Source organism: Microbacterium sorbitolivorans, from assembly GCF_003327285.1.
Taxonomy (GTDB): domain Bacteria; phylum Actinomycetota; class Actinomycetes; order Actinomycetales; family Microbacteriaceae; genus Microbacterium; species Microbacterium sorbitolivorans.
Genome location: NZ_KZ848474.1, coordinates 455,693 through 481,539, shown reverse-complemented (window position 1 = coordinate 481,539; position 25,847 = coordinate 455,693). Strand labels below are relative to the sequence as shown.

The 25,847-nt window shown below is 68.3% G+C and carries 18 protein-coding genes; 6 read left to right on the top strand and 12 right to left on the bottom strand.

The annotated features are described in order from the left end of the window. Positions 1-84 precede the first annotated feature (84 nt). On the top strand, positions 85-2,334 hold the full coding sequence (locus DTO57_RS07940) for a glycoside hydrolase family 3 C-terminal domain-containing protein (RefSeq protein ID WP_229730484.1): 2,250 nt from the start codon (positions 85-87) through the stop codon (positions 2,332-2,334). Positions 2,335-2,645: 311 nt separating this feature from the next. On the opposite strand, the gene DTO57_RS07935 is transcribed toward DTO57_RS07940, so the two are convergent. The 6 genes from DTO57_RS07935 to DTO57_RS07910 form a co-directional block, all read right to left on the bottom strand. Next, positions 2,646-3,647 (bottom strand): hydroxyacid dehydrogenase, encoded by a 1,002-nt coding sequence (locus DTO57_RS07935; RefSeq protein WP_114117671.1) that lies wholly within the window; start codon positions 3,645-3,647, stop codon positions 2,646-2,648. Between the two features lie 9 nt (positions 3,648-3,656). Further along, entirely contained in the window at positions 3,657-4,319 is a 663-nt protein-coding gene (locus tag DTO57_RS07930) for a DUF624 domain-containing protein (protein ID WP_114117670.1), read from the bottom strand. A gap of 2 nt (positions 4,320-4,321) precedes the next feature. After that, a complete protein-coding gene (locus tag DTO57_RS07925) occupies positions 4,322-5,236 on the bottom strand; it encodes a carbohydrate ABC transporter permease (RefSeq protein ID WP_114117669.1) in 915 nt (304 codons plus the stop codon). Further along, a complete protein-coding gene (locus tag DTO57_RS07920) occupies positions 5,233-6,096 on the bottom strand; it encodes a carbohydrate ABC transporter permease (RefSeq protein ID WP_229730482.1) in 864 nt (287 codons plus the stop codon). Before DTO57_RS07920 ends, DTO57_RS07925 begins: the two co-directional genes overlap by 4 nt. A gap of 114 nt (positions 6,097-6,210) precedes the next feature. Beyond that, complete coding sequence (locus DTO57_RS07915; protein ID WP_114117667.1) at positions 6,211-7,497, bottom strand: ABC transporter substrate-binding protein; 1,287 nt, start codon at positions 7,495-7,497, stop codon at positions 6,211-6,213. A 49-nt stretch (positions 7,498-7,546) separates the two neighbouring features. Beyond that, a complete protein-coding gene (locus DTO57_RS07910; protein WP_114117666.1) occupies positions 7,547-9,424 on the bottom strand; it encodes a DUF2264 domain-containing protein in 1,878 nt (625 codons plus the stop codon). 100 nt (positions 9,425-9,524) lie between these two features. Here DTO57_RS07910 and DTO57_RS07905 point away from each other — a divergent pair, with 100 nt between their 5' ends. From DTO57_RS07905 to DTO57_RS07895, 3 genes are all read left to right on the top strand, one after another. Further along, entirely contained in the window at positions 9,525-11,348 is a 1,824-nt protein-coding gene (locus DTO57_RS07905; RefSeq protein WP_162785704.1) for a heparinase II/III domain-containing protein, read from the top strand. After that, positions 11,345-12,436 carry a substrate-binding domain-containing protein gene (locus DTO57_RS07900; protein WP_114117664.1) on the top strand — a complete coding sequence of 364 codons (1,092 nt, stop codon included), beginning with the start codon at positions 11,345-11,347 and terminating at the stop codon, positions 12,434-12,436. The genes DTO57_RS07905 and DTO57_RS07900 overlap by 4 nt, the downstream gene beginning before the upstream one ends. A 431-nt stretch (positions 12,437-12,867) precedes the next feature. Next, the gene (locus DTO57_RS07895) at positions 12,868-16,992 is read left to right on the top strand and encodes a 3-keto-alpha-glucoside-1,2-lyase-like domain-containing protein (protein ID WP_114117663.1); all 4,125 of its coding nucleotides are present in this window, start codon (positions 12,868-12,870) and stop codon (positions 16,990-16,992) included. A 276-nt stretch (positions 16,993-17,268) separates the two neighbouring features. Here the strand turns inward: DTO57_RS07895 and DTO57_RS07890 are convergent, their stop codons facing one another. The 4 genes from DTO57_RS07890 to DTO57_RS07875 all read right to left on the bottom strand — a co-directional run bounded on the left by DTO57_RS07890 (position 17,269) and on the right by DTO57_RS07875 (position 22,586). Next, positions 17,269-19,257 carry a beta-galactosidase gene (locus tag DTO57_RS07890; protein ID WP_114117662.1) on the bottom strand — a complete coding sequence of 663 codons (1,989 nt, stop codon included), beginning with the start codon at positions 19,255-19,257 and terminating at the stop codon, positions 17,269-17,271. Positions 19,258-19,347: 90 nt separating this feature from the next. Beyond that, entirely contained in the window at positions 19,348-20,136 is a 789-nt protein-coding gene (locus tag DTO57_RS07885; RefSeq protein WP_229730480.1) for a carbohydrate ABC transporter permease, read from the bottom strand. A 91-nt stretch (positions 20,137-20,227) separates the two neighbouring features. After that, on the bottom strand, positions 20,228-21,193 hold the full coding sequence (locus DTO57_RS07880; RefSeq protein WP_229730479.1) for a carbohydrate ABC transporter permease: 966 nt from the start codon (positions 21,191-21,193) through the stop codon (positions 20,228-20,230). Positions 21,194-21,278: 85 nt separating this feature from the next. Next, the gene (locus tag DTO57_RS07875; RefSeq protein WP_114117661.1) at positions 21,279-22,586 is read right to left on the bottom strand and encodes an ABC transporter substrate-binding protein; all 1,308 of its coding nucleotides are present in this window, start codon (positions 22,584-22,586) and stop codon (positions 21,279-21,281) included. A gap of 235 nt (positions 22,587-22,821) precedes the next feature. Between DTO57_RS07875 and trxB the strand changes: the two genes are divergently transcribed. Together trxB and trxA are read left to right on the top strand one after the other, a co-directional pair. Next, positions 22,822-23,772, top strand: a complete 951-nt coding sequence (gene trxB / locus DTO57_RS07870) for a thioredoxin-disulfide reductase (protein ID WP_114117660.1) — start codon at positions 22,822-22,824, stop codon at positions 23,770-23,772. A gap of 14 nt (positions 23,773-23,786) precedes the next feature. Then, positions 23,787-24,110 carry a thioredoxin gene (gene trxA, locus DTO57_RS07865; protein WP_114117659.1) on the top strand — a complete coding sequence of 108 codons (324 nt, stop codon included), beginning with the start codon at positions 23,787-23,789 and terminating at the stop codon, positions 24,108-24,110. A gap of 54 nt (positions 24,111-24,164) precedes the next feature. Here the strand turns inward: trxA and DTO57_RS07860 are convergent, their stop codons facing one another. Both DTO57_RS07860 and DTO57_RS07855 read right to left on the bottom strand, forming a co-directional pair. Further along, positions 24,165-25,457, bottom strand: coding sequence for a GNAT family N-acetyltransferase (locus DTO57_RS07860; RefSeq protein ID WP_114117658.1), 1,293 nt, complete (start codon positions 25,455-25,457; stop codon positions 24,165-24,167). 36 nt (positions 25,458-25,493) lie between these two features. Then, on the bottom strand, positions 25,494-25,835 hold the full coding sequence (locus tag DTO57_RS07855; RefSeq protein WP_114117657.1) for a tryptophan synthase subunit alpha: 342 nt from the start codon (positions 25,833-25,835) through the stop codon (positions 25,494-25,496). Positions 25,836-25,847 lie beyond the last annotated feature (12 nt).

The window sequence follows — 25,847 nt, the reverse complement described above, 5'->3', positions numbered from 1 at the left end:
TGATACAAACCAAGTGACGGTTGTTTTTCAAAACCAACCGGCGTATGGTTTTCGCAACACCCCTTCGACGCGATGGAGCATCACATGCCCGACATTTCGGACCTCACCCTCGAGGAAAAGGCCGCGCTCACGAGCGGCCTCGACTTCTGGCGCCTCGAGGCGATCGAGCGCCTCGGCATCCAGAGCATCATGGTCACCGATGGCCCCCACGGCCTGCGCAAGCAGGCCGGCGATAGCGACCACCTGGGCCTCAATGCCTCGGTGCCGGCCACCTGCTTCCCGCCGGCCGTCGGGCTCGGCGCGAGCTGGGATCCGGAGCTCGCCGCCCGCGTCGGCGCCGCGATCGGCACAGAGGCCGCGATCGAAGACGTCGCCGTCGTGCTCGGCCCCGGCGTCAACATCAAGCGCAGCGTGCTCTGCGGCCGCAACTTCGAGTACTTCTCGGAGGACCCGATTCACGCCTCCGACATGGGATCCGGCATTGTGCGCGGCATCCAGTCGCAGGGCGTCGGCACCTCGCTGAAGCACTTCGCCGCCAACAACCAGGAGACCGACCGCATGCGCGTGTCGAGCGACGTGGATCCGCGCCCGCTGCGCGAGATCTACCTGCGCGCGTTCCAGGGCGTCGTCGAGGACGAGCAGCCGTGGACGGTCATGTGCTCGTACAACCGCGTCAACGGCGTGTACGCGTCGGAGGATCCGTTCCTCCTCACCGAGGTCCTCCGCGACGAGTGGGGCTTCGAGGGCCTCGTCGTCAGCGACTGGGGCGCATCGAACGTGCGCATCGAGGGCATCAAGGCTGGCATGGACCTCGAGATGCCGTCGTCGGGCGGCCTCAGCGACCGCCAGCTCGTCGCCGCCGTCAAGGCCGGCGAGCTCGACGAGGCCGACCTCGACCGCTCGGCCGAGCGCGTCCTGAACCTCATCCGCCGCGCCACCGAGCGCGCCGCGGCCGCCGGATCCCTCGACGTCGACGCGCACCACGCCCTCGCCCGCGAGGCCGCCGGCCGCTCGATCGTCCTCCTCAAGAACGAGAACGGGATCCTGCCCCTCTCGCCCTCGCAGAAGGTCGCCGTGATCGGCGAGTTCGCCGAGAAGCCGCGCTACCAGGGCGGCGGATCCAGCCACATCAACCCGACCCGCGTCGACACCGCGCTGGAGCAGATCCGCGAGGTCGCGGGCGACGTTACCTACGCGCCGGGCTACGTGCTGCCGGAGGCCCCCGAGGGCATCGGCATGTCGGGCGGCAAGGCCCCGAAGCAGCCCGAGTCGGTTCTCGCCGAGCTGCGCGAGGCCGCCGTCGCCGCCGCGAAGGATGCCGAGATCGCACTCGTTTTCGTGGGCCTCCCCGACGAGGACGAGTCGGAGGGCTTCGACCGCGACCACATCAACCTGCCGGACGAGCACCTCGCGCTCGTCGACGCCGTCGCCGCCGCGAACCCGAACACCGTCGTGGTGCTGTCGAACGGCGGCGTCGTGGCGCTGCCCTTCGCCGACCGCGTCCCCGCGATCGTCGAGAGCTGGCTGCTCGGCCAGGCCGGCGGATCCGGCGTCGCCGACGTGCTCTACGGCGCCGTCAACCCGTCGGGCCGTCTCGCCGAGTCGTTCCCGTACCGCCTCGAGGACACCGCCGCGTTCACGTCGTTCCCCGGCGAGGGCCAGCACGTGCGCTACGGCGAGGGCATCTACGTCGGCTACCGCTGGTACGACGCCCGCAAGATCGACGTCGCCTACCCCTTCGGCCACGGCCTGAGCTACACGAGCTTCGCCTACGGCGACGCCACGGCCCGCTGGACCGACGAGGGCATCGCGATCTCGGTCGACGTGACCAACACGGGCGACCGCGCGGGCCGCGAGGTCGTGCAGGCGTACGTGTCGCTCCCCGGATCCGCCGTCGACCGCGCGCCGCGCGAGCTCAAGGCGTTCCAGAGCGTCGAGATCCAGCCGGGCGAGACCGTGACGGTCGAGCTGCTGGCCCGCAAGCGCGACCTGCGCTACTGGGAGGAGCGCGTCTCGAGCTGGATCCTCGAGTCGGGCGACTACGTCGTCGAGGTCGGATCCTCGAGCCGCGAGCTGCACGCCTCGGCAACCGTGTCGGTCTCGGGCGACGCCCTCGTGATCCCGGTCACGCGCGACTCGTCGGTGGGCGACGCGTTCGCGCACCCCGTCGCGGGCCCGATCGCCCGCGCCGAGATCTCGGCGAGCCCCTTCGGAGCCATCATGATGACTGACGGCGAGCTCAACCCCATGGGTAACGACATGCCGCTCAGCCGCCTCGTGAGCTTCGGCGTTCCCGCCGAGCTCGTGACGCGGATCCTGGCGGCGGGGGCGTAACTCCTCATTCCGGCCACAAGTGGGACACGCCTCGGGGCGTGTCCCACTTAGTGCGGGAATGAGGCCGCCATTCCCACCACAACTGGGACACACCCCAGGGCATGTCCCACTTAGTGCGGTTATGGCGGCGCTATTCCCACCACAACTGGGACACACCCCAGGGCATGTCCCACTTAGTGCGGTTATGGCGGCGCTATTCCCACCACAACTGGGACACACCCCAGGGCATGTCCCACTTCGTGCGGGAATGAGGCCGCCATTCCCACCACAACTGGGACACGCACCAAAGCGTGTCCCAGTTGTGGCCGGAATTACGCCGCCGTCACCAGCGACTCGTAGCGCACGGGGTGGGCAAGGGCCTCGCCCCGGGCGATGCGGTCGAGCTCGGCGATCTGCTGGTCGATCATGCGGTCGACCTCGGTGCCGACGGATCCGGCGATGTGCGGCGTGAGGAACGCGTTCGGGTGGTCGTAGAGCGGGTGATCCGCCGGCAGCGACCACGGCACCGTCACGTCTAGGTAGGCGTAGAGGTCGCCGCGCAGCACGCGTGCGGTCAGCGCTTCCTGGTCAATCACGTCGCCGCGCGAGGTGTTGATGAGGGCGGATCCGGCCGGCATCGAGTCGATGAGCGCGGCCGAAATCATCCCGCGGGTCGCCGGGAGCGACGGCGCGTGCACCGTCACGACGTCGCTCGTCGCGCACAGCTCCTCGAGCGTGACCGAATGCGCGCCGATGGCCTCGACTTCCGCGGAAGACAGGGTCGGGTCGAACAGCACGACCTCGAGGTCGAACGGGCGCAGCAGCTCCACGACGCGGCGTCCGATACGCGATGCGCCGACGACTCCGACACGGCGGCGATAGCTGCCGACGACGCCAAGCCCGGCTTGGTCGATGAGGCGGCGTTGCTCGCGGTAGTCGCGCGCGATCTGGACGACCCGCTTGTTCGCCATGAGGATCGCCGCGAGCGTGAACTCGGCGACGGGCACGGCGTTGGCGTCGACGGCCGAGCTGACCTCGATGCCGCGCTCCCAGATCTCGGGGGTGAACTGCTCCTTCACGGATCCGGCGATGTGCAGGATCCGGGTGAGGTTCGGGGCCGCGTCGAGAACCGCCGCGTCGATGAGGGGCGTGCGCCAGCCGGTCACGAGCACCTCGGCGACCTTGAGGGCTGCTCGCGCCTCGTCGGTGTCGAAGCTGTCGATGGTCGCGATCAGCTCGCCGTGGGCCGCGAGTTCGCGGGCGAGGTGCGCCTCGGACTCGGGCGTGAAGGCGCCGGATCCGACGGCGCTGAGCACGCGGGGCAGGGTGGACATGAGCGGTCCTTACGGGGTAACGGGGCGCAGGGCGGGGCGCAGCGAGTAGCGCGATCCGGCCCAGACGACGTAGAGGCAGGCGGCGGCCGTGAGGCCGATCCCGAGGGCGGGGGCCTGCGTGATGACGGCGGCCTGCACGGCGATGACGGCGAACGAGGCGAGCGTGAACGGCCAGCGGCGCACCGCGATCAGTAGCGAGATCCGCACCACATCGCGGATCCGCGCCTTCGGATCCTCGGCGATCGCGGCGAAGCCGACGATGCCGGTCGCGAGCGCGAGCAGAGCGACGATCACGAGCAGGGGAGCGGCGATGGCGCCGGGGCCGGTCGGCACGAGCACGAACACGTCGACGGCCGCGACCACGACGATCGCGACGACGAGCGCCGAGAGCGCGAGCGACTGCTTCCACGTGCGGCCGAGCTGGCGGAAGAAGGTGCGGAACACCGAGGGCTCGCCGTCGGCGTGCTCGCGGAACGTGCCGAAGGCCGCCGCGATCCCCATGCCGGCCGGCACCGCCGCGAGGGCGAGCACCGGCCAGGCAAGCGAGGGATCCGTCGTCACGAGCAGCACCAGGAACGGCAGCGCCACGAGAGCGAGCGAGAAGTTGATGCCGAGCGCGAGGTGCACGACGCCGAAGAGCGTCGAGTACACGCTGTGCGGGATGCGCTTCATCGTCAGCCCTTCATGCCGCTCGTCGCGATGCCCTCGACGAAGAACCGCTGGCCGAGCAGGAAGATCACGGCGATCGGCACGACCGAGATCACGAGGCCCGCGAAGAGCACGCCGTAGTCGGTGTCGTAGAGGCTCGAGACGAAGTTCTTCAGACCCAGCTGCATCGTCCACAGGCTCGAGTCGCGCAGGTAAATCAGGGGGCCGAGGTAGTCGTTCCACGTGTTGACGAACGTCAACAGCGACAGGCTCGCGATCGCGGGAACCGACAGCGGCAGCATGATGCGCCACCAGATGCCGTACTCGCTGAGGCCGTCGAGGCGCGCGGCCTCGGACAGGTCCTCCGGCACGGTCTCGTAGAACTGCTTCATGAGGAAGACGCCGAACGCGCCGAACGCCTGCAGCAGGATGATCGACCAGAGCGTGTTCGCGACGCCCGCGTTCGACAGCAGGATGAACTGCGGGATCATGTACGACTGCCACGGCACCGCGATGGTCGCGACGTAGAGCAGGAAGAGCAGGTTGCGGCCGGGGAAGGTGATGCGCGAGAAGCCGTAGGCGGCGAAGGATCCGGTGAGCACCTGCAGGGCCGTGACCGTCACCGAGAGGATCAGGGTGTTGCGGATCCAGGTGCCGATGTCGCTTCGCGTCCAGATCTCGACGTAGTTCTCCCAGACGAAGACTTCGGGGATCCATCGCACCGGAACCGAGAACACCGAGTTGGCGTCCTTGAGCGAGCTCATCACCATCCAGAAGAACGGGGTGAGCATCGCGGCGGCGGCGACGATGAGGACGGTGTAGAGCACGACGCGTCCGGCGATCCGACCACCGGATCCGGCGGGGCGCGGGCGGTGGCCCGGCTCGACCGAGAGCCGCGCGCGCCTGGGCTGCGGGCTGACGAGGGTCATCGTTTCACTCATCGCGCACTCTTCCTCTGGTTCCACATGAACTGCACGATCGTGACGATGATGCAGAGCAGGAACAGCACCACGGACGCCGCCGAGGCGTAGCCGAAGTCGTTCTCTTCAAAGCCCTTGCGGTAGATGAACTGGCTGATCACCATGGTCGACTGGCCGGGGCCGCCGTTCGTGAGCACGAGGATCAGGTCAAAGATCTTGAACGAGTTGATCGTCAGCATGACGGTGACGAAGAACATCGTGGGGCGCAGGCTCGGCAGGGTGACGTTCCAGAAGCGCTCGAAGACGTTCGCGCCGTCCATGCGGGCCGCCTCGTGCAGCTCGCGCGGCACCGTCTGCAGCGCGGCGAGGAAGAGCACCATGTAATAGCCCATGTCGCGCCACGTGCTGATGATGACGACGGCGGGCATCGACCAGTTCGCCGAGGTGAGCCACCCGGGCGGGTTCGAGATGCCGATGGCGCGCAGGATCTCGTTGATGGGGCCGTAGTCGGGGCTGAACAGCAGGTTCCACACGAGCGCGATCGCGACGATCGACGTGATGTAGGGGAAGAAGGCGGCGGTGCGGAAGAAGGCGACGCCGCGCAGCTTGTTGTTCAGCAGCAGCGCCAGCCCGAGCGAGACGACGATCGTCAGCGGGATGTGCATCACCGAGTAGTAGAGGGTGTTGACGAACGACGTGCGGAAGCTCGCGTCCTTGGCGAGGCGCACGAAGTTGTCGATGCCGATGAACTGGCTGGATCCGAAGATGTTCCAGCTCGTCAGCGACATGTAGAACAGCACGATCACGGGCACGACCGTGAGCGTGGCGAAGCCGAGGAAGTTCGGCAGGATGAAACTCCACCCGAGAAGGGTGTTCCGCATCCTCAGGCGGGATCGCCGGCGCGTGGCACGCTGTGGCGTCGCGGTGGTGGTCATGGTGCTCCTCGAGGGGGATCCCGGGCCCCCTCGTCGCGAGGGGGCCCGGGGAAAGGGGTGTTAGCCGACCTCGCTCGCCACGCGGCTCTCGGCCTCGGCGATTGCGTCGTCAACGGACGTCGACTCGGAGAGGATCGCCGAGTGCATGTCGTTCAGGATGTTCTGGACCGCGGCGGTCTTGTTCGATGCCGGGTTCTCGGGGAGCGTCTCGTGGGTCTGCACGGCGAACTTCGACAGCTCGTCCTGCGGGGCGCCCTCCGTGGCGAAGTAGGCGTCGACGACCGGGTCGGTCAGCAGCGCCGGGGTGATACCGATCTCGGCGAGGGCCGTCGCGGCCTCCTCGCTCGCGGCGAAGGCGAGGAATTCCTTGGCCGCGTCGACCTTGTCCTCGTTGATGTTCGCGTTGATGCCGAAGCCGGTCGGGTCGCCGAAGGTGACGGGGGTCGCGTCGGTTCCGGTCGTCGAGGCGTCGAGCTGCGGCGCGGGAGCGATGCCCCACTCGAAGTCGTCGGCGTCGCCCGAGGCCTGCTGCGCGATGAGGGTCGCGACGAACCACGAACCCATGGGCAGCATGGCCGTCTTCTGCTTGCCGAACTCGCCCTGGTAGGTCAGCTGGTTCGCGGTGACGGTGTTGAACGACTCCTGCGCGCCGTCGTCCTGCAGCTTGAGCACGCGCTCGTAGAACGGCTTCATGTAGCCGTAGTCGCCGGCGAGGATGTCGGCGCCGTTCTGCGCGTTGGCGAAGCCCTGCAGGGTCGACTGCCAGCTGTGCTCGTAGGCACCCTTGGCGCCGTCGAGGTTCGCGGTGAGCTCCTCGGCCGCGGCGTCGTAGTCGTCCCAGGTCCAGGATCCGTCGGGGGCGTCGACGCCCGCCTGCTCGAAGAGGTCCTTGTTGTAGAAGAGAACCCACGAGTCCTGGCGGTAGGGGGTCGCGTACGCGGTGCCGTCGACGGTGTACGAGTCGGCGCCGCCGATGCCGTCGGGCAGGGCAACGTCGGACACGTCGAGCAGCTGGCCACCCTCCTGGAAGGTGGTCAGGAACTTGACCTCCTTCTGCGTGATGATGTCCGGGCCCTTGCCGGCCGCGAGGTCGGTCGTGAGGAGGGTGTTGTACTCGGCGGGGTCGTAGTCCTTGACCTCGACGGTGACGTTCGGGTTCTTCTCGTGGAACGCGTCGGCGAGAAGCTGGAACTCGGGGGTCGTCGCGACGCTCCACGCCGAGAGCGTCAGGGTGAGGGATCCGTCCTCGGCGACGCCGTCGCTCGAGTTTCCGCCGCCGCTCGAACATCCGGCGAGGGCGAGGGCGCCGATCGTGAGACCGGCGGTAACGGTGATGATGCGCTTCATGGTGCTGCTCCTTCGCTGCAGGGAATTGCTGGGGGAAACTGCTGTGGGTTCAGGGGAGGGTGACGTGGGTGGTGTGGCCGTCGGGCCACGTGATGACCACGGCGTCGTGGTCGATCGAACAGCTCGCCTCGGCGGGTGTGCCGGTCGCGAGCACGAGCTCGGTGGCGAGCCAGCCGGCGCCGAGGGGTTCCTCGATCACCGGAACGGCGGTGGCGGATCCGAGCGGGCTCGCGCCGTCGCGGCGCACGACGCTCGCGTCGGCCGCGCGGCCGATCGGGCGGATCCGGCTGGTGAGCCCCGCGGCGCGGGCCCCGGATCCGACGGTTTCGGATCCGGGGGTCTCGATCTCGGCGCCGGCGACCGGCCAGCCGCCCCAGCGGATCCGCAGCTCGCCCGCCGCGTCGTCGACGCGCGCGAGGCGGATCTCGTGGGTTCCGCGCGAGACCGTGACGGCGGTCACGCGGCCGAGGACCTCCGCGTCGCCCGCGAGGCCGGATCCGTGGCGGACCTGGCTGTCGTCGAAGGCGATCGTGTGGGCGCGCCAGGTCGAGACGCCGATCGCGGCGCCCTCCTCGACGCGGGTGCCGATGAGCTCCATCGCGGCGCGGTGCGTGGCGCGCCCGGCGGCGTCGACGAGGGCGATCGACTGCTCGAGCGGCTCGCGCCAGCCGCGCTCGTCGAGGAGCGGGCTCGTCGCGGTCGAATAGGCCATGCGCGCGTAGAGCGGCGAGTCGGCGATGAGGACGCCCTCGTAGGCGTGGTCGGTGCCGTGGTTGGCGACGCGCACGATGCCGTCACCCGCGCTCACGGCCCAGCCGGGCGCCGCGATCGCGCGGACGAAGTCGCCCCGCTCGGCGGGGAGGGGCTCGGCGGGGGCCGCCCACACGGGGTGATCGGCGGGGAGGGCGAGGCCGAGGAGGCCCTTCGAGGCCCAATAGGGCGAGCCGGGGCCCGAGTATGCCTGCGCGAGCTGGCGCCACTCGTCGTGCCAGCCCATCGTCAAAACGCCGTCGACGATCGCGCCGCGCTCGTCGAAGTGGCGCACGATCTTCTCGGCCGCGTGGCGCAGGGCGCCGGCCGAGACCGAGGGAACCTCGGCGAAGACGCCGGCCCAGAAGGGCGCCGCGGCGGCGAAGCGGTAGATGAGGCTGCGGCCCTCGAGGAGGGGGGATCCGTCGGCGCCGACGAGGTGGATCGCGTCCTGCAGGAAGCGGTCGAGTGCCGCGGCGTCGCGGACGACGCGGTCGCCGGCGAGCTCGGCGGCGCCCGTCATGCGCGCCCACAGCACGGGGTAGAGGTGCAGCGCCCAGCCGACATAGTGGTCGTAGCTGCGCTCGTCGCCGTCGGACATCCAGCCGCCCTCGCGGCCGAAGCTGTCGTGCAGCGCGAGGTCGGCCTCGACGTCTTCCGGCGACCACGGGCCGCCGACCGAGCGCAGGAAGGTCTGCACGACGAGGCGGAACCACAGCCAGTTGGTGCGGGGGTAGGTGTCGTCGCCGACGGCGGGGGAGAGGTAGTCGATGACGCGGGCCTGCGTGGTCTCGTCGAGGCGGTCCCAGATCCAGGGGCGCGTCATGTCGAGGATGAGGGCGAGAGAGGCCGCCTCGACCTTCGCCTGTCCGTGCTCCTCGAGGCGCACCCAGCGATCGGGGGCCTCGGGGTCGACGCCCGAGCGGATGCCCTCGGAGTAGAAGTCGATGAGGTGGTCGACGCCCTCGCCGCGCTCGCCCGCGATGCGGAAGCCCGCGAGGAGGAAGGTGCGGGCGAAGCCCTCGAGGCCGTCGATGTCGTGGCCGTAGCCGCCCTCGGCGCCGGGAGGTGTGATGCGTCCGCGGCCCGTCGAGGCGTGCGCCATCGCGCCCTCGAGCAGGCGATCGGCGAACGCGGCCCAATCGGCGCGGGTCCAGCTGGCGGTCTCGGAAGCCACGGAATTCTCCTTTGAATGCGAGGTGTTCCCTGAGCGTATCAATCAGATTCGATCCACGTGACGCTTCTCTGAATCGTTATGAGCGTTTATGATCACTTTCATGACTCGTCCCCTCACGCGCGCCCTCGCCGCGCTCGCCCGCGTCAACGACGACGCCCTGCCCGACGCCCTCGCGGGGCTCGTCCGCGGCGGACTGCCCACCGGATCCCTCGCCGACGCCGACCCCACGACGCTCGCCGCCTTCCGCGGCCGGGCCGAGGCCGAGCTCGGCACGCCGTGGCCGCAGCCCCTCGCGCGCAACGCGGCGCGCTTCCACCTCGACGGCAACCGCATCGACTGGGAGCACCCGGCCTTCGCGCGCCAGCACCGCCTCACGCGCGTCGCCGTGCTCGCGGCCGCGACGGGCGAGGAGCAGTGGATCGACGAGACGCTCGACGGCGCGATCGCGCTCTGCGAGCAGTCGTCGTGGTGTTGGCCGGCGCACGACGACACCCTCGCGCGGCACGGATCCGTGCTCGCGACCGTGACCGATCCCTACGTCGACCTCGGCGCGGGCGAGGCCGTCGGCCAGCTCGCCTGGCTCGACGCGATCGCGGGCGAGCTCGTCGAGCGGCGCTACCCCGGCTTCCGCGCGCGGCTCGCGCACGAGGCGCGCACGCGGGTGCTGGATCCGTTCGTCGCCCGCCGCGATTGGCGCTGGATCGGCGAGCCGGGGCACGTCAACAACTGGAACCCGTGGATCCACGGCAACGTCATCGCCGCCGCGCTGCAGTTTCTCGACGGCGGCGAGCGCGCGCACGTGCTCTCGCTCGCGATCGAGGGCATGGACCACTACGTCGCGGCTCTGCCCGACGACGGCGCGATCGACGAGGGCTACGCCTATTGGTGGAACGGCGCGTGCCGCCTCGTCGAGGCGCTCGACCTGATCGCGCACGCGACGGGCCTCGACGCGACCGGCGCGCTCACGAACGTGCGCGAGACCCTCGCCTTCCCGCACCGCATGCACCTCGGGGGCGAGTGGTTCATCAACGTCTCGGACGCGCAGGCGCGGCAGACGGATCCGCAGCCCTGGCACGCGCTCTACCGCGCCGCGGCGCGCATCGGCGCGCGGGACGCGGCCGAATTCGCGGCGCTGCACCGGGATCCGGCCCGCCCCGCCGTCGCGGAGGTCGACGGGCTCGGGCGCGCGGTGCGCGGCATCGCGGATCCGGCCTGGCTCGCGGCCGGCCCCGGCGCGGATCCGCAACCGGCGCGCGTCTGGCTGCCGTCGACGCAGATGCTGGTGGTGCGCGACGACGATCTCGCGGTCGCGACGAAGGGCGGGCACAACGCCGAGAGCCACAACCACAACGACGTCGGCTCGGTCATCGTCGCCTCGGGCGGCGTGCCCGTCGTCGTCGACGCCGGCCGCCCCACCTACGACGCGCGCACCTTCAGCGACGCCAGGTACGAGCTGTGGATGATGCAGAGCGAGTGGCACGGCGTGCCCTTCGTGAACGGGCGCGGGCAGCTGCCGGGCGCCTCGTACGCCGCGCGCGACGTCGCCGTCGGCGAGCGCTCGATCACGATGGACCTCGTGGGCGCGTATGACGTGCCGGGGTTGGCGTCGTGGATCCGCACCGTCACGCACGACGGATCCATCACGATCGCCGACTCGTGGGAGCTCGAGGGCGGGGCGGCCGAGTTCCGGCTGCTGCTGGCCGGATCCGTCGAGCTCGGTGCCGGATCCTGCACCGTCACGCCCGTCGACGGGGCGCCGTCCGTCGTGATCGAATGGGACGGCGCGGCGCCCGCCCGGCTCGTCGAGCAGGCGCTCGAGGATCCGATGCTCACCCGCTCGTGGGGCGCGCGGCTCACGCGCCTCGACATCGATGTGACCGGGCTCTCTGCCCTGACGGTGCGCATCGCGAAGGACCCCTCATGACCGACCAGAACGCCCCCCTCGCGGCCTCGCGCCGCGACCTGATCCTCGACCTGCTTGCCCGCACCGGATCCGTGCGCGTGAAGCAGCTGCAGGACGAGTTCGGCGTCGCGCCCGTGACGCTGCGGCGCGACCTGCAGCAGCTCGAGGAGGAGGGGCTGCTCGTTCGCGTGCACGGCGGGGCGGTGCCGCCGGCGGGAGGGATGGCGCCGCGCGCGCTGCCCACGACCGCGACAATCGGCGTGCTGGTGCCGTCGCTCGACTTCTACTGGCCGCAGATCGTGCGGTCGATCGAGGCCGCGGCGCGCGAGAAGGGCATGTCGATCCTGCTGCGCGGTGCCTCGTACGAGCTGCAGGACGAGCGGCCCGCGCTATCGCGCATGCTCGAGCAGCAGGAGCTCTCGGGACTCATCGTCGCGCCCAACACCGACACGGAGTTTTCGCCCGACGTTATCGACTGGCTCACGGCGAGCGGCGTGCCGTTCGTGCTCGCGGAGCGCGACGCCGTGCGCCGCCCGACGGGCGAACCCGTCGAGTCGGTCACCACGGATCACGCGCTGGGCGCCGTCCTCGCGGCTCGCCACCTCGCGCAGCTCGGGCACCGCAAGGTGGGGCTGCTGATCTCGCGCAACTCGCCCACCTCGCGCAAGATCATCGCGGGCTGGACCAACGCGTGCCGCGAGCTCGGGCTCACCCCCGCCGAGCACGTCGAGCGGATCCTGCCCGCCCGCACCGACCCCGGCTTCTCGGCGGCGGTCGACGGGATCCTCGACGCCGTTCTCGCGGCCGGCGTCACGGCGCTGCTCGTGCACTCCGACCGCGAGGCGATGGCGATCGTCGACCTGGCGCTCGCGAAGGGGCTCTCGGTTCCGGGTGACCTCTCGGTGATCGCCTACGACGACGAGTTCGCCGAGCTCTTCACCCCGGCGCTGACGGGCGTGGCGCCGCCGCGCGCGGCGCTCGGGCGCGCGGCGCTCGACCTGCTGCTGGCCCGCATCGCGGATCCGGCCCGCCCCGCCCACCGCATCACGCTGAGCCCGGCGCTGAACGTGCGCGAGTCGACGGCCCCGCCCTCGCCCCTCCTCCGCTGAGCGTGTCCCAGTTTGTGCGGGAATAGCGGCCCTATTCCGGCCACAAGTGGGACACGCTTCAGGGCGTGTCCCAGTTAGTGCGGGAATAGCGACCCTATTCCCACCTCAAGTGGGACACGCTTCGGGGTGTGTCCCACTTAGTGCGGGAATGACCGCCCTATTCCCACCACAAGTGGGACACGCTTCAGGGCGTGTCCCAGTTCGTGCGGGAATGACGGTCCCATTCCCACCTCAAGTGGGACACGCCCCGGGGTGTGTCCCACTTTGTGCACGCTGGAAAGATCGTTTGTGATCGCTATGCGATAAATGTTCCTTGACGATCGTTTCGATCTATCGGTTGACTGAGTCGCGCAACGTCCGGTTGCCGCGCCCATTGTCGGGCGCTCAGGTTGAGCGGCAGTGGTGCCGCTTTCCACACGGAGAGATGCGACATGACATCGATCAGACGATCACACACGCGTGCCCACGCTTGGCACACACGACAGCTACCGGCAATAGGCGCGGCGACCGCGCTCGTGCTGCTCGGCTGCGTCGTCCCGCCAGCTGCGGCGGCCGACCCGGCGGATCCCGTCAGCGTCACAGTGTCGGGATCCGACATCGCCGCCGCCGCGGAGAACCGCAACGGACTCACGTTCAAGGGCTTCGGAGTGCTGTCGGCAAACTCGACGAGCGCACTGCTCATGGACTACAAGGCGGAGCACCCGGAGAAGTACTGGGAGCTGCTGACGACGCTCTACGGCGGCGACCACCCCATCATGAACACGGTCAAGATCGAGATGGGCAACGACCGCAATACCTCGACGGGGCCGAACGCGGGCACGATGCGCACCCGCGACGAGTATCCGAATGTCGCGCGCGAACCGGGTTTCCAGCTCGCCGCCGACGCGCAGCTCGTTGCCGAGGGCGACATCCACCTCAGCATCCTGCGGTGGGCAACCCCGACCTGGGTGAAAGACAAGAACGACGAGTACACCTGGTTCAAGAACACGGCGCTGGCCGCGTACCGCGAGTACGGCATCATGGTCGACTCGATCAACCCCGACTACAACGAGACCCACGATCCCAACGAGGGCGTGTTCATCGACTTCTCGCAGAAGCTCGCCGATGACGAGACCGGGTACGACGGGGCAACGGCAGACGACCCGAACAACGGGTTTGCGTCGGAGGAAGAACGAGACCTCTTCCACGCGATCCGCACGATCGCGGGCGACACGGTCGGAACCCCGCCCGTCGACTTCGGCAACCAGCTCACGGATCCGGACGACTCCACGCTCCGCGATGCCGTCGACATCGTGGGTTTCCACTACAGCAGCGCCGACGACGCGAACGGCAACATGACGCGCGCCGCCGACGAGCTCGACATGGAGGTATGGAACTCCGAGGGGCAGGCGACCTTCTCGAACTCCGCAGATCGCCCGAACAACACGAACACCGACGGCGTCGGCGGATCCGGAACCGGGCTCGGCGGCACCGGCGGACCGCTCGAAATGGGCAACTGGATTACGACGGGCTTCGACGCCGCCCGACGGACGATGACGATCTACCAGCCGGCGATCGGCTCGTTCTACGACGGCTTCCAGTACTCGTCGAAGGAGCTCGTGAGCGCCCGCGACCCGTGGTCGGGATGGCTGTACTACGACGCGGGCCTTGCCGTCCTCCAGCACTTCACCCAGTTCGCCGATCTCGGATGGGAGAGCCAGGAGGGGGAACCCGATGCCGCGGGGATCTGGCGCGCGATCCCCCAGGCGTCGGCGAGCGAGCTCGGCCGCGGCAACCCGCCGAGTGGTGCCGGGGCCGGCGGCGCGTCGTACACGACGCTCGCGGCTCCCGACGCGTCGGACTTCTCGACCGTCATCATCAACGACAGCTCGTTCCCGCGAACCTACGAGATCTCCGCCGACGATCTGAACCTGGGCGACGACGAGACGATGGAGGTGTGGGAAACCCGCGCCGCAGACGCCGGCCAGGCATACGACGCCAACTACGTCGCGCCGATCGCCGAGCTCGCACCGAGCGCTGACGGCGTGTACACCGTCGAGGTCGCACCCTGGTCTGCCGTGACCGCCACGACGCTCGATCTGGCAGAGGAATCCGGCGGCGCCCTCCAGCCTCGCGACGGTGCGGGTAACCGCCTGCCGCACACCGACGAGTACACGAACGACGGCGGCCGCGACGTGCTCGACACCGACGCAACGGGCAAGAACAACGGCGTCACCGACGACGATGTGATCTACGCCGACGACTTCGACTATGACGACGAGGGGTCGATCCTGACGTACGACCCCGCGTCCGGAACACTCGTCGATTCGGGGCGGAGCTACCTCGAATCGCGAGGCGGTGCGGCAAAGCCGGAAGGCACGCCCGCCACGGCGAACGAGCGAGACGGCGCGACGCCGCGATACTCCAACGACACGAATGGTGCGTTCGAGTCCGTCGCCACCGACGATCCCGAGCACGGCCGCGTGCTGCGCCAGCAGATCGGATCCGGGATGGCCGGATCCGCGTGGAACGGCGGCGACCCCAAGACGACGATCGGCGACTTCCGATGGGCGAACTACACGGCCTCGGTCGATGTGCTCTTCGAGCAGGGATCCGGCCGGTACGCGTCGATCGGCGCCCGCGAGCAGGGCGGCACCGCGAACGGACAGAACGTGTCGGCCGCGGAGCTGCGCATCGATCCCGACGGCGCGTGGTCGCTCATGCGATACGGATCCACCGTCGCGAGCGGCAAGGCCGCCGACGTTCCCGAGACCAACTTCCAGACCGGGTCGGACGTGTGGAACACGCTCGCCGTGCGCGTGGCAGACGACACCTACTCCGCGTTTATCAACGGCGTGCAGGTGGCAGAGTACGTGGATCCGGCGCCGCAGGCGACGGGACGGGTTCAGCTCGGGTCCGGTTTCACGTTCACCCAGTTCGACAACCTGCAGGTCACCCCGATCGACGGATACACGCCGTATTACGCCGATGTCATCGATGGCATGCACCAGACCAGCTGGGACAACGTCTCGGATCCGGTCATCGCCTTCAACGACCAGTGGATCCACGAGAACGGCCAGGGCATGTTCGAGTGGCAGCGTACGCGATCGGTGAGCACCGGCGCCGGCGCCACGATGAGCTACACGTTCACGGGTACCGGCATCGATATCCTCGGCGGCGGCAACGCCGAGGCGCGCCTCGACGTCACCGTCGACGGCACGCGGGTACTGAGCGATGCGCCAACCATGGCGTCCGGGTCGGAGCGCACCGCGTTCCGCCTACGCGGGCTGAGCAACGCCGAGCACACGGTCACCTTCGAGGTCGCAAGCGACGAGGCGTTCAACGTCGATGCCGTCGGCGTGATCACGCACGCCAGCGACTCGTCGCAGGTCGATACCGCGGCGCTCTCCGACGCGCTCGACAGGGCTGAGAACGTCGATCTCACCGACTACTCGGACGAGAAGCGGGCCATCGTCGAGGCCGCAATCTCGGCCGCGCAGGCGGCACTCGGGGATCCGGTCGCGTACGGGCTCGACGCCGAGGGCGCTTCCGCGCTCGCCGACCGGCTGGATCGCGCCCTGGAGCAGCTCATCGATGTCGAACGGATCGGCCTGGCCGGTGCAATCGGCGTGGAGAAGGGGCTGCCCGAGACCGTCACGGTATCGGGAGTGGAGTACAGCGTCGAGTGGGACGAGGAGTCGCTCGAGACGCCCCGCACGCCGTACGAGCAGGTCTCGGTGCGCGGCATGATCGACGAGCGCACCGCCGTCGAGGCCTCCTACGAGGTCGTCCCGGACGGGATCCGCTACTTCATCGACTCCGGCGCAGGGGAGCACTCGCCGCAGTACGACGCCGTCTCGTCGTCGTACTCCGAGCTGCTCAATGGTGTCGCCGACAGGGCATCGGGGAACGCTGAGGAGTGGGGCTACCTCGCGGACGGTGTCACGGTAAAGACCGGTGTGGACGCGAACGACAAGTACTCGACCGGCCTCTGGCAGGCGGGGACAGACCTGGGCTATCGTCTGCCGCTCGAGGCTGGCGAGTACACGCTGACGGCCGGATTCACGGAGTGGTGGGGCGTCACCCGCCCCATGATCCAGTCGGTGTCGGTGAACGGCGAGGAACTTGCGTCGAGCGCGATTGATCTCTCCGGTTCGCACAACCGCACCTCCGGCGAGCTCACGTTCACCCTGACGGAGCCCGCCGTGGTCGACTATGTCGTCACGAGCCGCGGCGCCGGCAACTCGGATCCGGTCATCTCGTGGCTCGCGGTCGCGGGCGCCGTGCCGGAACCCGAGAACACCCTCACGCTCGAGCCGTCGATCACCACGCGCACCCTGGGCAAGAGCATCGCCCTCGTGTCGACGGTGCGCAACGGCGCCGACGTCTATGCCGACATCACGGTCGATACCCCCTACGGGAGCCGGACCTTCAAGCACGTGAAGCCCGGCAAGAGCGTCTCGGTGAGCTTCAACACCCACTCGGCGCAGATGCCGGCGGGCACGGTCGAGGTCTCCGGGGTGGGTGAGGACGGCACGGAGTACACCGACTCAGTCGCCTACGACGCCGTCGGCTAGCCCGCCGCGCCCCTTCGAAGCGTGTCCCACTTAGTGCGGGAATAGCGACGCTATTCCGACCACAAGTGGGACACGCTCCAGGGCATGTCCCACTTTGTGCGGGAATAGCGGCCCCATTCCCTCCACAAGTGGGACACGCTCCGCGGCATGTCCCACTTTGTGCGGCAATCACGGCCCCATTCCGGCCACAACTGGGACACGCTTCGGGGTGTGTCCCAGTTAATGCAGGAATAGCAGCGCTATTTCCTCCACAAGTGGGACACGCCCCGGCAGCACCTAGCCCCGGCGCACCGCGACACCGCGCGGGGCGAGGGTCGCGGATCCGTAGAGGTAGTCGCCGTCCGGCAGGTCGACGAACGAGTCGGTGCGGTTGATATAGAACTCGAATCGCCCGTTCTCGCCCTCGCGGGCGACGAGCTCGACCTTGCCGCGCAGGGCCGCGGGCAGCTCCGACGCGACGCCGGCGCCCTCGAGCAGCGTCGGAAGCAGGTGCACGAGGCCGGCGACGCCGAGGCGCGTCGAGACGTAGGCCGCGGATCCGGATCCGACCGGCCGGCGGGTCACCGCCGCGCCCAGCTCCTCCTCGTCCTCGTAGCTCGCGAGGATCTCGACGTCGTCGGCGACGATGTCGATCGGCTCGCTCCAGAGGGATCCGGTGGTGCCGTTCGAGAGCGAAACGGTCTCGTCTTCCCAGAGCGGGCGGAACTCCTCCACGCGGATGCCGAGCATCTCGCGGAAGGCTCCGGGGTAGCCGCCGAGCCAGACGTGGTCGTTCTCGTCGGCGATGCCCGAGAAGTAGGTCGTGACGAGGTGTCCGCCGCCCTCGACGAACGCGGTGAGGCGATCGCGCAGCTCGGTCGTCACGGCGTACAGCACCGGCGCGATCGCGAGCTTGTAGCCGTCGAGGTCCATCGCGGAGGGCACGACGTCGACGCGCAGGCCGAGCTCCGTCAGGGCCTTCCACCACTCGAGCGCCTCGCGGCGGTAGTTGAGCTTCTCGCTCGGGTGCGAGTCGAGCTCGGCCGCGCGCCACGCCTCCCAGTCGAAGACGATGGCGACATCGGCCTTCGCGCGATCGGATCCGACGACGTCACCGAGGCTCTGCAGGATCCCGCCGAGCTTGACGACGTCGCGGAAGACTCGGGTGTCCTCGCCGCCGTGGGGCACCATCGACGAGTGGAACTTCTCGGCGCCCGCCGCCGACTGGCGCCACTGGAAGTAGCAGACCGCGTCGGCGCCGTGGGCGACGTGCGTGAGCGAATCGCGGATCAACTCGCCGGGTCGCTTCGGGCGGTTGATGGGCTGCCAGTTGACGGCGCTCGTCGAGTGCTCCATGAGGAACCACGGGCGGTGCCGCGCGAAGCCGCTCGTGAGCGCAGCCGAGAAGGCGAGCTCGTCGCGGCCCTCGACGACGTAGTGGTCGTTCGAGACGAAGTCGATCTCGCGCGCCATCTTGTCGTAGTCGAGGTGGCGGGTCTCGCCGACGACCATGAAGTTGGTGGTGACGGGGATGTCGGGCGTCAGCTCGTTCAGGACCTCGCGCTCGGCGACGAGGTGGGCGATGAGGGCGTCGGACGAGAAGCGTAGGAAGTCGATCTGCTGCGTCGGGTTGGGGAAACTCGCGGCGAGGCGCGGCGGGAGGACCTCGTCGAAGGATCCATACCTCTGCGACCAGAACGCAGTGCCCCAGGCGTGGTTGAGGCCGTCGATCGCCTCGTAGCGCTCGATGAGCCAGGCGCGGAAGGCGTTCGCGGCGTCGTCCGAGAAGTCGTATGCGTTGTGACAGCCGAGCTCGTTGTTGACGTGCCAGGCGACGACGCCGGGGTGGGATCCGTAACGCTCGGCGAGTTTCGTCACGAGCGTGAGCGCGTGTTCACGGAAGATGGGCGAGGTGGGGCGCCAGTGCTGGCGCGCCCCCTGCGAGAGCACATTGCCCTCGGCCGTCACCGGCAGCACCTCGGGGTGCGCCGTCGTGAGCCACGGTGGCGGCGAGGCCGTCGCGGTCGCGAGGTCGACACCGATGCCGTTCGCGTGCATCAGGTCGATGACGTCATCGAGCCACTCGAAGTCCCACGTGTCGGGGCCCGGCTGCAGCCTCGCCCACGAGAAGATCGCGACGGAAACCACGTCGACTCCGGCCTGCTTCATGAGGCGCACATCTTCGTCCCACACCTCCCGCGGCCACTGGTCGGGGTTGTAGTCGGCACCGAACGAGATGCGAGGGGTCGTTCCCTCGGGGGTGCGGAGCCAGCGGTGGTTCTGCATAGGGTCCCTTTCCACACTGATGGGTCGCCAGAAAATGCGGGTCGCGCGTGCGCGACATCCGCATTTTCTGGCGACCCTAGGGCGTAGCTCCTACTTAATCGCACCTGTGATGCCCTGCGCAAAGGCGCGCTGCAGCACAAGGAACACGATGATCGTCGGGAGGGAGGTCAGCAGCACCGCGAGCATCAGTACGCCATAATCGGTGACGTATCCGGCGGTGAGGTTGGCGATCAGCATCGGCATCGTCTGCACGGCGTTGTCGAGCAGGATCACGCGCGGCCACAGGAAATTGTTCCACGAGGTCATGAACGTGATGACGGCCGCGGCCGCGAAGGTCGACTTCATGGTCGGCACATAGATGCGGAAGAAGATCGACAGCTCGTGCAGGCCGTCGATGCGCGCGGCCTCGATGATCTCGTGCGGGAACGACCTCGACGCCTGCCGGAACAGCAGGATCAGCAGGGGAGTCGAGATCGCAGGCACGATGACGGCGAAGAGCGAGTTCACCATGCCCACGTTCGCGAACAGCCGGAACAGCGGGATCATCACGGCGGCGAACGGAATCATCATCGCGAGCATGATGATCGCCATCACGATGTCCTTGCCGCGCGAGTGATAGACCTCGAAGCCATAGCCCGCGACGGAACACACCACGAGGGCGAGCACCGTCGTGCCGATCGCGATGAGGGCCGAGCTCGTCATCGCCGCGCCCACGTCCTGCGTCCCGAAGAGCGACGAGAAGTTCGCGAAGAGGTGGGATCCCGGGATCAGACGGGATCCCAACACGTCCTTCGTCGTGTTGGTCGCCGACACCAGCATGAAATACAGCGGGAAGAGCGAGAACAGGGCGAAGAGCGAGAGGAACACGTAGCCCGGCACGCGACGCCAGCTAAACCGCGCCTTCCGCGCGGTTGGTACAGAAGCGGTCGGTACAGAAGTGGTCGAGACAGAGCCGGTCGGCAAAGAAGCACTAGTCACGCTTGTCACCCACCCTCATCTGAATGAACGCGAGCACGGCGACCATGATGAGGATCACGTACGAGATCGCGGCACCGTATCCGACGTTGGGGTTCTTGAGGAACGACAGCTCGTAGAGGTAGTGCGACATCGACATCGACTGGTAGGCGGGACCGCCGTTCGTCAGCGACCACGACTCGTCGAAGAGCTGCAGGGTTCCGTTGATCGACATGATCGCCGTCAGCACGATCATGGGCTTTAGCTGCGGCACCGTGACGAACCAGAAGGTCTTGAACGAGCTGGCGCCGTCGACGCGGGCCGCCTCGAGCGTCGAATAGTCGACGTTCTGCAGGGCCGCGAGGAAGAAGATCATGTTGTAGCCGGTCCAGCGCCACAACAGGCCGATGATGATGACGAAGCGTGCGGTCCAGCCGTCGCCGAGCCAGTTGAGCGGCTGCTCCATGAGCCCGAGCGACATGAGGGTGTCGTTGACGAAACCGTCGGTCGCGAACAGCGTGCGGAACACGAGGGAATACGACACGAGCGACACGGCGCACGGCAGGAAGATGGCGGTGCGCCAGAACGCCTTGAACTTCAGCTTCGGGTCGTTCAGCAGGTTCGCGAGGATCATCGCGAGCACGAGCATGATCGGCACCTGGATCACCAAGTAGAAGAACGTGTTGAACACCGTGAGCTTGAAGATCTCGTCGCTCAGGAGGCGTTCGAAGTTCAACCAGAACGGATCCGCCCACGTCAGCCGCGACCCGCGCCCGGTCTGGAACGAGAGGAACAGCGCCTGGATCATCGGCACGAAGCTCATCAGGGTGATGAGCGCCGCGGCGGGGAGCAGGAAACCCCAGCCAGTGAGGTTCCAGCGCCGCTGGGTGTGAAGCCAGGGCCGCTTGCGCCCCTGGTAGGAATTGCGCGGGGATCCGCGCATCCGGCGCTTGCCGCCGGTCACGATCGCTTCAGTGGCCACGACCTACACTCGCTTTCGTTCGGAGGGAAAGAGAACATGCGGGGCTGGGCGGATCCGCGGATCCGCCCAGCCCCGGGCACGTTCGTCAGCCCATCGCGAACTCGACGTTCTTCTGCGCCTCTTCGAGCGCCGCGTCGACGTCTTCGCCGCCGATCACGTTGGTGATCGCCGTGCTGACGGCGTCGCGACCCTCGTAGTAGTAGGCGCCGGTGTTGTTGCTCGGCACCTGCTCGCCGTACTCGACGACCTGCTGGAAGATCGGCTGGCCGCCGAAGAACTCGCTCGGCTCGGCGTAGACATCGCTGCCGGCTGCGGGGATCCAGTTCGCGACCGCGCCCGCCTTCGGAAGGATCGTGTCGTAGAGCTCGGTGGATCCGGCGAAGGTCGCGCTGAGGAAGTCGGCGGCGAGCTCAGAGTTACCGGACGAGCTCAGCGCCCACGAGGATCCGCCGTTTGCAGAGTAGTTCGTCGCGCCCGCGACGTCGTCGAGGCGGGGGAGGTTCGTGATGCCCCACTTGCCCGACTGATCCTCGGCGCCCTGGATCGAACCGATGATCCAGATGCCGTTGATTGTGCCGGCGACGTTTTCGTTGACGAGGGTGCCGATGTACTCGTCCCACGAGTTGACCTCGGTGATGAGGCCCTGGTCGACGAGATCCTTGTAGACATTCACGACGTCGCGCAGGGCGTCGTTGTCGGCGATCGTCGGGTTGCCGTCGGCGTCGAAGAGACTCTCACCCGCCGACTGCAGCAGCATCATCGGGATGTCGGCCTCGCCGGCGATGCCGGAGAGGAGCGGCTTGCCGGTCTTGTCGAGCACCGTCTTGGCGTTGGCCATCCACTCGCTCCACGTGATGTCGGTGAAATCATCGATCGTGAGGCCGGCCTCCTCGAGGATGTCGGTACGCAGCGCCGTGATGGCGGTTCCGCTGTCGAAGGGCACGCCGTAGTTGACGCCGTCGTAGGTCGAGAACGCCGTCACGCTGTCCGGAAACTCCGAGAAGTCGATATCGGATCCGGAATAGTCGGCGAAGAGGTCGGGGTAGTTGATGAGGTTCTTCTGGAATGCGTTGTTCTGCATCAGGAAGAAGTCGGGCAGCTCGTCGGTCTGCTGCGCCTGCGCGATCGTCGTGAGCTTCGCCTGCAGGTCCTCCCACGGTGTCTCGATGATCTCGAGCTCGAAGTCGGGGTGATCCTGCTGGTAGATCTTCTCGGCCTCTTGCAGCGAATAGATGTTGAAGGCCGGATCCCAGGCCCACACCGTGAGCTTGTTGTCCTCACCGGATCCGCCACCGCCGTTGCCGCCATCGCCACCCGAGCAGCCCGCCATCGCGAGCGCGGGAACGACCGCCAATCCCACGACGGCCGCAATCCTGGTCGTTGTCTTCTTCATGGGAACGTGCCTTTCCAAGAGTTTCGATCGCACGGGCGAGACCGCAGACCGAAGCGGCCTCCTTGCCGCTTTGACTCGAGATTGGCGCAGTTCGCGATGTGCCCACAAGGCTCGTTACGCAATCGTGACAGCGCTTACCCGAGGCCCCGTGTGTCGAAACAACCAGGGCCGGGGAATACCCGCGCCGTACCATGGGTTAGAGCACTCAGACACACGCCCAAGGGAGGCTCTTCACGTGCGAGACGTCATCATCATCGGATCAGGCCCGGCTGCATGGACCGCCGCGATCTACACCGCGCGCGCGAGCCTCAAGCCCGTGGTCATTGCGAGCCAGGTCGAGGTCGGCGGTGAGCTGATGAATACGACCGAGGTCGAGAACTTCCCCGGCTTCCCCGAGGGCGTCATGGGCCCCGACCTCATGGCCAAGATGCAGCAGCAGGCCGAGAAGTTCGAGACCGAGGTCGTCTACGACGACGCGACCGAGCTCGACCTGTCGGGCGAGGTCAAGAAGGTCACGCTCAGCTCGGGTGACGTGCTCGAGGCGCGCAGCGTGATCTTCGCGACCGGATCCGCGTACCGCAAGCTCGGTATCGCGCGCGAGGACGAGCTGTCCGGACACGGCATCTCGTGGTGCGCGACCTGCGACGGCTTCTTCTTCCGCGAGAAGGAGATCATCGTCGTCGGTGGCGGCGACTCGGCGATGGAGGAGGCCAACTTCCTCACGAAGTTCGCCTCGAAGGTTCACCTGGTCCACCGCCGCGACGAGTTCCGTGCGTCGAAGATCATGCAGCAGCGCGTCTTCGACAACGAGAAGATCGAGGTGCACTGGAACAGCGAGATCGCCGAGCTTCAGGGCGCCAGCGGCCTGACCGGCGTCGTGCTGAACGACACCGTCACGGGCGAGAAGACCGAGCTCGCCGTCGACGGCCTGTTCATCGCGATCGGTAACGACCCGCGCACGCACCTCGTGCACGACAAGCTTGAGCTGACCGAGGAGGGCACCATCGCCGTCCAGGGTCGCAGCTCGCGCACGTCCGTTGCCGGTGTCTTCGCCGCGGGCGACGTCATCGACCCGACCTACCGTCAGGCCATCACGGCGGCCGCCAGCGGCACCGTCGCGGCCCTCGACGCCGAGCACTACCTCACGGCCCTCGACGACGTCGAGCCGGCCCTCGCAGCAGCCTAAATAAGGAGATCATCATGGCAGCTCAGGTCACTACCTCCGCCACGTTCGAAGAGGACGTTCTCAAGGCCGACGGCCCCGTGCTCGTCGACTTCTGGGCCGAATGGTGCGGTCCGTGCCGCATGGTCGCGCCCGTCCTCGACCAGATTCAGGCCGAGAACGCCGACAAGATCAAGATCGTCAAGCTCAACGTTGACGAGAACCCCGACCTCGCGATGAAGTACCAGATCACGTCGATCCCGGCGATGAAGGTTTTCTCGGGCGGCGAGGTTGCCACCACGATCATCGGCGCGAAGCCGAAGCAGGCCCTCGAGCAGGACCTCGCCGAGTTCCTCGCGTAAGCCTCTCCCAGAAGTGCCCGTCCCTCTCAGGGGGCGGGCACTTCTGCATTGCGGCTAATACCAGAACGACAAGTGCGCCGCGCGGTCCGTGCGCAGCGCCTCAGACAGCTCGCGGATCTTCGCACTCTCGCCCGTGACCCGGCCGGCTGCGGCGAGTTCCTCGAGCCGCACATCACCGAGATAGGCCGCCGATAGCGCGCCGATGTCGATCGTCACCTGAGCGCTCTCGCCGTCGCTGAGCGGCGCGACCTGCAGCCCCTGCCCGCCGAGCTGCAGCAGCGTCCACGCACCGCCCGCGAGCCCCAGCGGATCCGTGACCTCAAGCCGCACCCCGACCGGCCCCGCAAGCGGCCGCCGCGCGAGTGCCTCGGGCACATCGAGGATCCGGATCCAGCCGTGATCGCGCACCGTCCGCCTGATCGCGCGGCGGTCGGCGACGAGCCAGGGGAGCGGCTCGTCGAGGGGCTGCAACTCGGCCGTGACGGTGCCGACGAGGTCGTAGCTCAGCGCGAAGCGCCAGAGCGCTGCACGCGCATCGGCGGTCGCGGCAACGAGGTGGATGACGCGCAGCACGTGGGACGAGTGGTCCGGCCCGTCGCCAATCGAGAACGCCATCGCCCCGACGAGGGTGCCGTCGACGTCGACCGCGCGCGCTCCGCGGATGTCGCGCGGCTTCTCGGCGTCGGGCTCAAGGCCGGCCGCGTCCCACCAGTGTCCCTCCCACACGTCGGTGTCGCCGATGCGGTCTGCGCGGGTGCCCTCGTGGAGGTCCGCGAGGTCGCGCGCGAGCTGCTCGCGGTCGACGAACAGGATCCGGGCCGCGGGATCCGTATGTCCCCACCCGGCGCGCCGGGTGTCGATCGAGTAGCTCTGCACCGACGCGGCCGGCCCGAAGCCGTAGCGGCCGTAGATTGTGGCCTCCGTCACCGTGAGGCCCGCGAGAGCGTATCCGGCGCCCTGGGCGGCACGGAGCTCTCCCTCGAGCATGTTTCGAGCGATGCCTCGTCGACGATGCGTGGCGGCGACCGTCACGCTCGTGATCGCCCACATCGGCGTCTGCCCGCCGGGGATCGTCATCGAGGTCTCCCACGACCTCGCGGTCGCGACGGGGTAGGGCTGCGCGGCGGTCTCGTCATAGACGGCAACTGCGCGACACCTGTCGAGAAGGTTTCGCTCGGCGTCGATCGCCTCGTTCGTCGGCTCGGGTCCGAGGAAGCCGCGCTGTTTCGCGCGCAGATAGTCGGCGAGGTCCTCCTCGCCGACGGCGCGATAGGTCAGGCCCTGAGCCGCGAGGTTCTCGCGCGCCGTCACGTCGATGGGAACGTTTTGTGCGTTGTTCTGGCTCACCCTACGAGGGTACGCGCCAGCGCGACCGTCGGGTCGCTAGATCTCGCGAACGACCGAATCCCAGCGGCGGTGCGTGTTCTCCGAACTCAGCATCCCGATGACGGCGCGATTGAGCTCGGGATATTGCTCCGCAATCATGCGCAGGATCCGCTGGTTGCGCGCGTGGGTCGGGCGCAGGCCGCCGTCGGCGACGATGTGCTCGGCACGCAGCGTGAACACCACGAGCTCATCGATCGTCGGGAGCTCCTCCATGAAGTCCCACGGATCCTCGCCGGCGCGCAGACGCTCGAGCTGAAGCGACTTCAGCTCGTCGGCGGCCTCGGCGCGCAACACCTCGACGCTCGCGCGGCGGGGGAGGAGGGGGTCGGGGTTCGTCACCCCTCCAGGCTA

What these genes read in the sequence shown, in the direction of transcription:
- DTO57_RS07940 (WP_229730484.1), top strand. Translation starts at nt 85, where the DNA reads ATGCCCGACATTTCGGACCTCACCCTCGAGGAAAAGGCCGCGCTCACG.
- DTO57_RS07935 (WP_114117671.1), bottom strand. Translation starts at nt 3,647, where the DNA reads ATGTCCACCCTGCCCCGCGTGCTCAGCGCCGTCGGATCCGGCGCCTTC.
- DTO57_RS07930 (WP_114117670.1), bottom strand. Translation starts at nt 4,319, where the DNA reads ATGAAGCGCATCCCGCACAGCGTGTACTCGACGCTCTTCGGCGTCGTG.
- DTO57_RS07925 (WP_114117669.1), bottom strand. Translation starts at nt 5,236, where the DNA reads ATGAGTGAAACGATGACCCTCGTCAGCCCGCAGCCCAGGCGCGCGCGG.
- DTO57_RS07920 (WP_229730482.1), bottom strand. Translation starts at nt 6,096, where the DNA reads ATGCGGAACACCCTTCTCGGGTGGAGTTTCATCCTGCCGAACTTCCTC.
- DTO57_RS07915 (WP_114117667.1), bottom strand. Translation starts at nt 7,497, where the DNA reads ATGAAGCGCATCATCACCGTTACCGCCGGTCTCACGATCGGCGCCCTC.
- DTO57_RS07905 (WP_162785704.1), top strand. Translation starts at nt 9,525, where the DNA reads ATGACTCGTCCCCTCACGCGCGCCCTCGCCGCGCTCGCCCGCGTCAAC.
- DTO57_RS07900 (WP_114117664.1), top strand. Translation starts at nt 11,345, where the DNA reads ATGACCGACCAGAACGCCCCCCTCGCGGCCTCGCGCCGCGACCTGATC.
- DTO57_RS07895 (WP_114117663.1), top strand. Translation starts at nt 12,868, where the DNA reads ATGACATCGATCAGACGATCACACACGCGTGCCCACGCTTGGCACACA.
- DTO57_RS07890 (WP_114117662.1), bottom strand. Translation starts at nt 19,257, where the DNA reads ATGCAGAACCACCGCTGGCTCCGCACCCCCGAGGGAACGACCCCTCGC.
- DTO57_RS07875 (WP_114117661.1), bottom strand. Translation starts at nt 22,586, where the DNA reads ATGAAGAAGACAACGACCAGGATTGCGGCCGTCGTGGGATTGGCGGTC.
- trxA (WP_114117659.1), top strand. Translation starts at nt 23,787, where the DNA reads ATGGCAGCTCAGGTCACTACCTCCGCCACGTTCGAAGAGGACGTTCTC.